6 protein-coding genes are annotated in these 9728 nt (G+C 62.6%); 5 read left to right on the forward strand and 1 reads right to left on the reverse strand.

The features are described 5' to 3' along the window. Nucleotides 1-162: 162 nt before the first annotated feature. Together Tam10B_RS08285 and Tam10B_RS08290 are read left to right on the forward strand one after the other, a co-directional pair. Nucleotides 163-1680 (forward strand): beta-glucuronidase, encoded by a 1518-nt coding sequence (locus Tam10B_RS08285; protein WP_093960780.1) that lies wholly within the window; start codon nt 163-165, stop codon nt 1678-1680. Between the two features lie 137 nt (nt 1681-1817). Next, nucleotides 1818-3275 (forward strand): MFS transporter, encoded by a 1458-nt coding sequence (locus tag Tam10B_RS08290; protein WP_093960781.1) that lies wholly within the window; start codon nt 1818-1820, stop codon nt 3273-3275. 133 nt (nt 3276-3408) lie between these two features. Here Tam10B_RS08290 and yddG read toward each other — a convergent pair whose 3' ends face one another. Then, a complete protein-coding gene (gene yddG, locus Tam10B_RS08295) occupies nt 3409-4401 on the reverse strand; it encodes an aromatic amino acid DMT transporter YddG (protein ID WP_233133663.1) in 993 nt (330 codons plus the stop codon). A gap of 249 nt (nt 4402-4650) precedes the next feature. On the opposite strand from yddG, the gene Tam10B_RS08300 reads away from it, so the two are divergent. From Tam10B_RS08300 to Tam10B_RS08310, 3 genes are all read left to right on the forward strand, one after another. Next, complete coding sequence (locus Tam10B_RS08300) at nt 4651-6174, forward strand: MFS transporter (protein ID WP_093960783.1); 1524 nt, start codon at nt 4651-4653, stop codon at nt 6172-6174. Nucleotides 6175-6266: 92 nt separating this feature from the next. Then, a complete protein-coding gene (locus Tam10B_RS08305) occupies nt 6267-8840 on the forward strand; it encodes a glycoside hydrolase family 31 protein (protein WP_093960784.1) in 2574 nt (857 codons plus the stop codon). A 359-nt stretch (nt 8841-9199) separates the two neighbouring features. Beyond that, on the forward strand, nt 9200-9728 hold a 529-nt coding region (locus tag Tam10B_RS08310), incomplete at its 3' end, for a transposase (RefSeq protein WP_456297852.1).

A 9728-nucleotide genomic window follows, 5' to 3' on the forward strand; every position in this document is an offset into this window, starting at 1 on the left:
TTCCGCCAAGAGGGCAGACGTCGTTCGTCTGATGAAAATATGCTACTCGCTCGCTGAGAATACATACTGCAAAACATGGAAAGAAAATAATCCAAGTTCGCGAGTTCCTTACAGTGAGAAGCTGCATCGGCAAGGATGCCGATACCGAACAAGGAGAGAATCATGCCAACGATATCGCTGGATGCGACGAGGCTTCGTCATGTTCGCGCGGTCGACCCGCTGATGGCGTCGTACAACATCGAAATGACCGAGGTGACCGGCGGAACCTTCTGGAAACGTTACACGCCCGGCCAAATCAGCGGTGCCGAGCCGTTCGTTCTGCGCGGCATGGCCGACATGCGCAACAGCATGGAACCCTACCCGCCCAAGAACCTGCGCAACGAGCGACTGGTCGCGCTGGCCAAGGCGCTCGGCCCGGCTTGGGTGCGCGTGTCCGGAAGCTGGGCATCGAACACTTATTACGACTTCGACGGTACGACCGGCGGCAAGGCGCCCGAGGGCTTTTCCAGCGTGCTCACCCGCGACCAGTGGGTCGGCGTGCTCGACTTCGTCAAATCGATCAACGGCCATCTGCTCGTGTCCGTGGCCAACAGCGCCGGAGTGCACAACACGCCCGATGGCAGTTGGGATCCGGCGCAGGCCAAGCTGCTGTTCGACTTCAGTCGCGACTATGGCGTGCCGATCGAGGCCGCCGAGTTCATGAACGAGCCGAACATTCTGACGCCCGACAACTCCCCGGCCGGCTATGGCATGGCCGAGTATGCGCGGGATCAGGACGCGTTCTTCCGTTTCCTGCGTGAGAACTATCCGAACGTGCTGTGCGTCGGACCGTGCGCATCCGAGATCGGCATTCCCGGCACGCCGCATAGCACGGTCAACGCACAGGCCAACGCCGATGCGGGTGACGCGCTCGCCTCTCTGGATGCGTTCAAGGCCGCCGATCTGATGCCGCATCTCAAGGAACGTGCCGACGTGTTCAGCTACCACTGGTACAACGGCATCTCCGAGCGCGGCGCCAGCGTGCTCGGCCACCATTGGGATGCGTCGGAGGCAATGAACGACGATTATCTGGCCTCCGCCGAGTCCGCCTGCCGTACATATCTGCCGATGCGCGACGAATATTTGCCGAACGCGCCGATCTGGATCACAGAGAGCGCCGACGCCGGACTCGGCGGCGACACCTGGGCGTCCACGTATCTGGATGTGTTCCGCACTGCCTGCGAACTGGGTTCGTTCGGCGAACTGACCAACGGTGTGATCTTCCACAACACACTCGCTTCGTCCGACTACGGTTGGCTTGATTTCGCTGATTTCTCGCCGCGTCCGAACTACTGGTTCGTGCTGCTGTGGAATCGTTTGATGGGCGCGGACGTGTACCGGGCCGACGACCAGACGCGCGAAGGCATGCATGTGTACGTCCGTTCGCGCAAGGATGGACGTGACGGTACAGTCTGGCTGCTTGTCAACAGTTCCAAGACCGAGGCGATCACCATCGATGGCGTGAACGGTGGATGGCTCTATCAGCTCACCGCCGATGATCCACATTCGCGCGACGCCCGTCTCAACGGCACCGTGCTGGCACTCGGCCCCAACGACGAACTGCCCGAGCTGGATCCCGCCACCATTTCCGGCGATTCCATCACGCTCCCGCCCGCATCCATTTCCTTCATCGTCCTCTGACACCCATCTTCCGCCTCTACGTGCTCCCTCCTTGGGAGGGAGCTGTCCGGCGAATGCCGGACTGAGGGAGGGTGTTTCGGGCGCGTTCCACTCAATACTTCCCTTGCAACTCAATCCACTCAAAGGAGAGAAAAACCATGAGTTCCCCAACCACTACCGGAGGCGCCGCCGTGCGTCCCTTCGGCATGCGAGACAAGGTCGGCTATCTGTTCGGCGACTTTGGCAACGACTTCATGTTCACGTTCGCCAGCTCGTTCCTGATGATCTTCTACACCAAGGTGATGGGCGTGCCCGGCGCCGTGGTCGGCACCCTGTTCCTGATCGCACGAATCGTCGACGCGTTCGCCGACGTCACCGTGGGCGTGCTCGTCGACAAGGCCCCGGCCACGAAGAACGGCAAGTACCGTGTGTGGATGATGCGCATGGCCGCGCCCGTGGTCATCTTCTCGTTCCTGATGTACCAGACCTTCGCCATCGGAGCATCGATGGGCGTGAAGATCGTCTACATGTACGTGACATACATCATCTGGGGCATCCTGTATTCCTCGGTGAACATCCCCTACAGCTCCATGGCGTCGCTGATCTCGCCCGAACCCGACGACCGTACCAGCCTGTCCACCTACCGTTCCGTGGGCTCCACCTGCGCCTCGCTGGTCATCGGCGTGGTCGCCCCGCTGATCATCTATTCGGCCGATGCCAATGGCAACCAGATCATCCGCGGCGGCGAGGGCACGCAGGTGTTCGCTCTGGTGTCCGGCATCTTCGCCGTGTGCGCGTTCCTGTGCTTCTTCGCCTGCTACAAGATGTGCACCGAGCGCGTGAAGCCGGAGGATCATCACTCCGATACCGCGGAAGGCGAGCGCAAGTCCACGCTGCACATGATCGGCAACGCGTTGAAGAGCCGTTCCCTGTGGGGTCTGATCCTCATGTCCCTTTCGGCAACCATTGCCATGCTGTTCCTCATGCAGATGGTCAATTACCTCTACGCCGACTACTTCCGTTCCGCCGGCATGATCTCCCTGACCGTGATGTGCGGTTCTCTGGCCATGCTCGCCTGCGCTCCGCTGGTGAAGCCGCTGTCCAAGCGCATCGGCCATAAGGGCTGCGCGGTGTGCGGACAGCTGATCGCCTGTGCTGCCGTGATCGTGCTCTTCGTGCTGCATACCGACGTGCCGATGGTGTTCACCATTGGCTACGTGGTCATCTTCTTTGGCGTGGGCATGAGCAACATGGTGTGCTATGCCATGGCGACCGACACCATTGACGACATCGAGGTCACGCAGAACATGCGCGAGGATGCCACCGTGTACTCGGTGTACTCCTTCGGCCGCAAGGTCGGTCAGGCCATTGCCGGTTGGATCTCCGGCAACGCGCTGACCTGGGTTGGTTACAAGGCCGGTGCTGAGGCGGTGCAGACCGATGCCGTGCGCAACAACATCTACAACTTCAGCACGGCGATCCCCGCTGCCGCTCTGGTCATCGGCGTGCTACTGCTGATCTTCATCTACCCGCTGAACAAGAAGCGCGTCGACTCCAACGTCGCCGTGCTCAAGGCCAAGCGAGTGGCGGCCGAGGCCGAGCCCGCCGAAGCCTAGCCCATCTGGATCCCCTCAGAGAGGAGAGCCACCCCTACTCGAGCCCCTTCCGTTCCTCCCTGCGGAAGGGGCTTTTCGCATTTTCCAGTTCACGCTCTGCTCCCCAAAAAAATGTGAATCAGAATCAGCTAAATCACCGCTTCTGCAGGAGCCAGTTGACTATGGAACCGGCCACCACGAGCAGGGCGCCGACCCAGAACGGCACGGACAGGCTCACATGCAGCAGCACCGCGCTTGCCGCCACCGACAGCAGTGGTGTGGCATACGACGCCACGGCCATCTTCTCCATGCTGCCGTGCAGAATGCCGTACCCCCAGCACGCGTAGCCGCCGGCGATCGCCATCGCGGCGAACAACACCGACAGCCACGCCGTCACCGGCTGTGTGCCAAGCTGACCGCCCAGATTGCCGAATGCGGCTTCCAGCCCCGAAATCCAGGACCTTCCACTTCCATCCTGCGAGCCGCCGACCGCCTCCGTAATGAAGTGAATGATCCACAACGTGCACGTCACCAGCGGGAAGAACACGCTCGTCCCGTCATACCCCTTCGCCATCGACGGCGTGGCTACCGCATACACAGCCCATGCGAACGCGCCAGCGAACGACAACAGATACGGCAGGGGATTGGTCGACACGTTGTGCGCGGCCACCTGCCAGTCCAGTCCGCTGTTGCCACCCACCGACACGATCACGCCCGCGGTCGCCACGATGGCTCCCGGAATCGCATACGGCACCGCATGACGTCGGTGCGAGACCGCCGCCGCCAACAGCACCATAAGCGTGGGCCACAGATAGTTCACCAGACTGATCTCCACGGATTGCGCCGCCGACGCCGCCAAACCGATCGACAGTGCGATCGACGTCTCGTAGAACACGAACAGCGCGCCGCCGATCAGCAGATACCTCCGCGGCGCCTGGCTCAACGGTTTCGGTCGGCGGAAGACCAGTAGCAGCGCCGCACCACACGTGTAGATCAGCGCCGGGCCGAGCGTGGCGCCGAACGATTCCGACACCAGTCGCACGAGTCCCATCATCAGACTCCACAGCACGATCGCCATCATGCCCACCGCGGTCGCCGCCGTGGCGTTCGCTCCCGAATTTTCGTTCTTCCCCAGTACCAGTCTCATGCCCGTCATCGTAGCAGCGCCCTTTTGCACCTATTCTCATCCGTGCGCACCCATCTGCAGCCGATAGCCCCCGTTATACCCCCTATACACCCACCTGTTTTCATAAAGCCCGACCATTTACCGTCAACCGTCGCCCGACGATGTAAATCACTGCAAACGAGATTCCGCCAAGCTCGCGCAGGCCACACTGAAATCATGCAACAACCGGCAACGACGTCGGTTTGCCGCAGAGAAGAAACGGAAACAGTCATGGCAGACAATAACAACCATATTCCCAGCGTGTATCGGCCGCGCAAGATCACGGTCGCACGCGCCATCGGCTACGGTATGCCGGATATGATGGGCGGTGGTGCATTTACGCTCATCGGCGCGTGGCTGCTGTTCTTCTGGACCACCTATGCGGGTCTGACCGCCATGGAGGCGGCCTCCATTCTGGCCATCGCCCGCGTGGCCGACGCCGTGATCAGCCTGTTCATGGGTGCGATCACCGATAATCTCTACCGCTTCAAGATCGGCAAGAAGTTCGGCCGTCGCCACTTCTTCCTGCTGATCGGCTCCCCGCTCATGCTCGAGTTCATCCTGCTGTGGATCACGGGCCTGAACTACTGGTACTACCTGATCAGCTACGTGCTGTTCGAGCTCGTGGCCGCCATGGTGCTCATCCCGTGGGAGACGCTGCCCACCGAGATGACCGAGGACTACAACAAGCGCACGATGCTGTCCACCGCGCGTCTGGTGATCTCCTCCGGCAGCTCGTTCCTGGCCACGTTCCTGCCCGGCCAGCTGTTCAAGATCTTCGGCGAGGACAACCCGATGTCGTACACGTTCAACGCGATCGTGTTCGCCGTGATCTACATGGTGTCCGTGTTCATCGCCTACAAGACCACGTGGGAGCGCCAGATCACCCCGGAGATGGCAGCCAAGCTCGAAGCCAAGGCCAAGGAGGGCGCCGGCCGCACGTTCGGCGAGCAGCTCAAGGCCTACATCGCCACCGTGAAGCTGCGCACGTTCCGCAAGCACCTGATCGTCTACCTGTGCACGTTCACCGCCAAGGATACGTTCAACGCCGTGTTCGCCTACTTCGTGGTCTCCGTGCTCGGCCTGTCCGCCGGCGTTTCCAGCGGCGTGCTGTCGCTGAACATCATCGGCCTGCCGCTGACCATCCTCGTCGGCTACCTGCTGGTCAAGTTCAGCCCGCGCTGGGTGTGGTGCGTCGGCATCGTTGTTGAGCTCGTCGCCCTGGTCGGCTTCTGGGTGCTGTCCGGCACCAGCATGAACGACCTGACGATGTGGCTGTACGTGGTCGGCCTGGTCTACAACATCGGCTTGGGCGCCGTGATCGCCACCCCGTGGAACGTGTTCCCGATGATCCCGGATCTTGACGAGCTGGTGTCCGGCGAGCATCACGAGGGTCTGTACGCTTCCGTCATGACGTTCGTGCGCAAGTCCACGGTCGCCGTCGCCACGTTCGTGGTCGGCCTGGTGCTCACCGAAGGCGGCTACGTCGAGGGGCAGATCGAGCAGTCGGTCGGCACACAGCACACGATCACCGGCATCCTGGTGTTCGGCACCGGCGCGCTGCTGCTCGTCGCCCTGCTCACCGCGGTCACGTTCCGTCTGAACAAGACCACGCACACCGTGGTCAAGGACGAGCTCAACCGTCTGCGCAACGGCGGCCACAAGGACGACGCCCCCAAGGAGACCCGCGAGCTCATCGAGAAGCTCACCGGCACCAAGTGGGAGCACATTTGGGCCACCAACCCCAACCAGTGATCGCATCGATTGTCTGACTCTCCGGCCGCCGCCGGCCCTCTCTCCCCGGCGGCGGCCGCACCCACCCCACTCTCAACCCAAAGGATATTTCAATGAAGAAATCCGACAAGATCATCGCACTCGAATCCAACAACGACTACATCCACATCACCACCGGCGGCAGCCAGCTGCGCGTCTACCTGGTCGACGACGACACCATCCGCTTCCGTTGCACATTCGACGAGGAATTCGCCCCCGAGCACTCGTACGCGCTGGTCAAGACCGCGTGGGAGGACGATCTCGACGAACTGTTCGCGGCCGAGCGCACCCGCGTCACGCCCATCGCGCCGAACGTCGAGGAGGCTGACGACTACTACGTCACCCGTACCGCCAAACTCGAGATCCGTCTGACCAAGGACCCGTTCGGCATCGAGATCTACGACACGGACGGCAACCTGCTGTACAAGGACCTCAAGGAACGCACGTTCATGGAGGATTCGCACGGCCGCCGCTACCACTACTCCGTGATCAACGCCGGCGACCACTTCTACGGATTCGGCGAGAAGACCGGCAAGCTCAACAAGCGTCTGCAGTACCTGCGCATGCACAACACCGACACCTGCGGCCACGACGCCGAGCTGTCCGACCCGCTGTACAAGCACATCCCGTTCTACGTGCGCTTCAACGACCACACGCGCAAGGCGATCGGCGTGTTCTACAACAACCCGTTCGACTCCGCGTTCGATCTGGGACGCGAGTGGAGCGGCTACTGGGACAAGTACTCGTTTTACTGCACCGACGGCGGCGATGTCGACATGTTCTTCATCAACGGCCCGACCATCCCCGAGGTCGTGGAACGCTACACCGACCTGACCGGCAAGACCGCGCTGCCGCCGCTGGGCAATACCGGCTACACGCACACCACGATGTTCTACACGGAGCTCGAAAAGGATGTGGACAAGGCCATCCTCGAGTTCGTGGACCGCTGCAAGGCCAACGACATCCCGTTTGACATGTTCGGCATGGCGTCCGGCTACACGTGCATGCCGAATGGCAAGCGCTACCAGTTCCACTGGAACAGCGCCAAGTTCCCCGATCCGGCCGCGTTCATGGCCGAGATGAAGAAGCGCGGCGTGGCCGTAACGCCCAACGTCAAGCCCGGCATTCTCACCACGCACCCCGACTACGACGAGTTCGCCGACGCCGGTGCGTTCGTCAAGGACGAGACGGGCGAGAAGCCGGAGAACGAACGCTACTGGGGCGGCTTCGCGGGCTTCCCGGACTTCACCAGCAAGGCCGGTCGCGAGATCTGGGAGCGTCACATGACCGAGGCGCTGCTGGACAACGGCATCGAGGGCATCTGGGACGACAACTGCGAGTTCGACATCCAGAACGCCGACGCCGTGGTCGATGGCGACGGCCGCCCCACCACCGTGGAGGGCATGAAGCCGGTGCTCGGCAACATGATGGCCTACACCGCCAACCATGCGCTCACCCAGGCCCGTCCGAACACGCGTCCGTTCATCATCAGCCGCGCCGGATTCGCCGGCATCCAGCGGTACGCGCAGACCTGGGCCGGCGACAACTACACCTGCTGGAAGACGCTCAAGTACAACATTCCCACCATCCTCAACATGGGCCTGTCGGGCGCCGCCAACCACGGCTGCGACATCGGCGGCTGGTTCGGCCCCGCGCCCGAGCCGGAGCTGTTAGTCCGCTGGTTCCAGGAGGGCGTGTTTATGCCGCGCTTCATGACGAACTCGTCGAACACCGACAACTCCGTCACCGAGCCGTTCATGTACCCGAACTACACGCCGTACATCTCCCGCGCCGTCAAGCTGCGCTACGCGCTCGCGCCCACCATGTACTCGCTGCTGCGCGAGGCGTCGGTCAAGGGCAGCCCCGTCATGCGTCCGCTCGTCTACGAGTTCCCGAACGATCCGAACTGCTGGGACGAGAGCTTCGAGTTCATGTTCGGCCCGAACATCCTCGTGGCGAACGTGACCGATCCGGGCGCCACCGAGAAGAGCGTATACCTGCCTGCCGGCACCGACTGGTACGACTTCCGTTCCAAGAAGCGCTACGAGGGCGGTCAGACGATCAGCGTGCCGGTGGATCTCGACACGATCCCCATGTTCCTGCGCGCCGGCGCGATCGTGCCGACGACGAGCGGCGTGACCAACCTGCACACGCAGACGATCGACCATCTCACGCTGCTGGTCGAGCCCAGCGCGGCCGGTTCGTTCACGCTGTACGAGGACGACGGCGAGACCAACGACTACAAGGACGGCAAGTACCTGGCCACCACGTTCACGATCGCGCCGGGCGCGGCCGCCAACCCGTACAGCACCGACGGTGAGAACAACGCCGGCACGTTCCCCGCGAGCGACGAAAGCCACGAGGTGACGGTCATCCGAGCCACCTGCGACGGTTCGTACGCCAGCCGCGTCGAGCGTGTGGAGATGGACGTGTTCACGCACAACGTGCAGCCATTCACCGTGGCGATGGCCGGCCCGTCCGGCGAGCGCTTCATCGAGAAGTTCTTCGACCCGGCCAAGTGGGAGGTCGCCGACGAGGGATGGCTGTACGACATGGAGACGCGCACCACGCGCATCAAGTACGCCAACCCGTCAGGCGACTACGAGATCCGCGTCAACTACGCGATCAACGACCTCGTCAAGATGTAGCTTCTCCGCCTTGTGCTCCCACCGGGGGAGGGAGCTGGCCGGCGTAGCCGGCGGATGAGGTGACCGCGCGTTCCGCTCGATGCCTGTGTGCTCCCTCCGGGGGAGGGAGCTGGCCGGCGTAGCCGGACTGAGGGAGGACTCGCGTCCTTTCCTTCCCTCAGTCCCACCTCATCAGTCAGCCTTCGGCTGCCAGCTTCCCCTCAAGGGGAAGCCAGGGCGTTCCTCCTTCATCCTTCCCCTCAAGGGGGAGCCCAATCATCGCGGGTTCTAGTGATCGTTGCAACACCTGGTGATCCGGGAGGAGATTTCGGGTGGGCAGGTGGGTGTTCGATGGTGTTGGGTACGCGACTCGTGGCGAGATGTGCAAGGCGCGTCGGGATCGGTACGTGGAGCTCATAGCCGGCGGGATGAACTACACGCAGGCCGCGAGAGCGGTCGGGGTCTCGAAGCGTACGGGCAAGGTATGGCGTAACGGGGGCGCCAGCGGCGGTCGTCGTGTGCAGCCGTCCGTGGTGATCCGGTATGCTCCCGTCATGCATGAGTCGAAGACGATCAGCCCACGGTTCCTGGATCTGGAGAGTCGCATCAGCATCGCCGATTGGCGGCATGCCGGCATGGGCGTGCGCGAGATCGCCAGACGGCTCGGACGTCCCGCGTCGACCGTGTCCCGGGAGCTCGCGCGCAACACGAATCCATCCACCGGCGAGTATGAGCCGAACCGGGCCCAGCGGATGAGCGCCGGACGTCGTTCGAGGCCCAAGACCGCGAAGGTGCGTGCGGTGCCCGGCCTGCTCGACTACATCCGGCGCAGGCTCTCCGACGAGTGGAGCCCCGAACAGATCATGTTGAGGCTGAGGCGCGACTTCCCGGATAATGAAGCCATGCACG

The organism is Bifidobacterium vansinderenii, assembly GCF_002234915.1.
GTDB classification, from domain to species: domain Bacteria; phylum Actinomycetota; class Actinomycetes; order Actinomycetales; family Bifidobacteriaceae; genus Galliscardovia; species Galliscardovia vansinderenii.

Excerpts from the sequence above, each read along its gene's own strand:
- yddG (WP_233133663.1), bottom strand. The coding sequence starts at position 4,401 with ATGAGACTGGTACTGGGGAAGAACGAAAATTCGGGAGCGAACGCCACG.
- Tam10B_RS08290 (WP_093960781.1), top strand. The coding sequence starts at position 1,818 with ATGAGTTCCCCAACCACTACCGGAGGCGCCGCCGTGCGTCCCTTCGGC.
- Tam10B_RS08300 (WP_093960783.1), top strand. The coding sequence starts at position 4,651 with ATGGCAGACAATAACAACCATATTCCCAGCGTGTATCGGCCGCGCAAG.
- Tam10B_RS08305 (WP_093960784.1), top strand. The coding sequence starts at position 6,267 with ATGAAGAAATCCGACAAGATCATCGCACTCGAATCCAACAACGACTAC.
- Tam10B_RS08285 (WP_093960780.1), top strand. The coding sequence starts at position 163 with ATGCCAACGATATCGCTGGATGCGACGAGGCTTCGTCATGTTCGCGCG.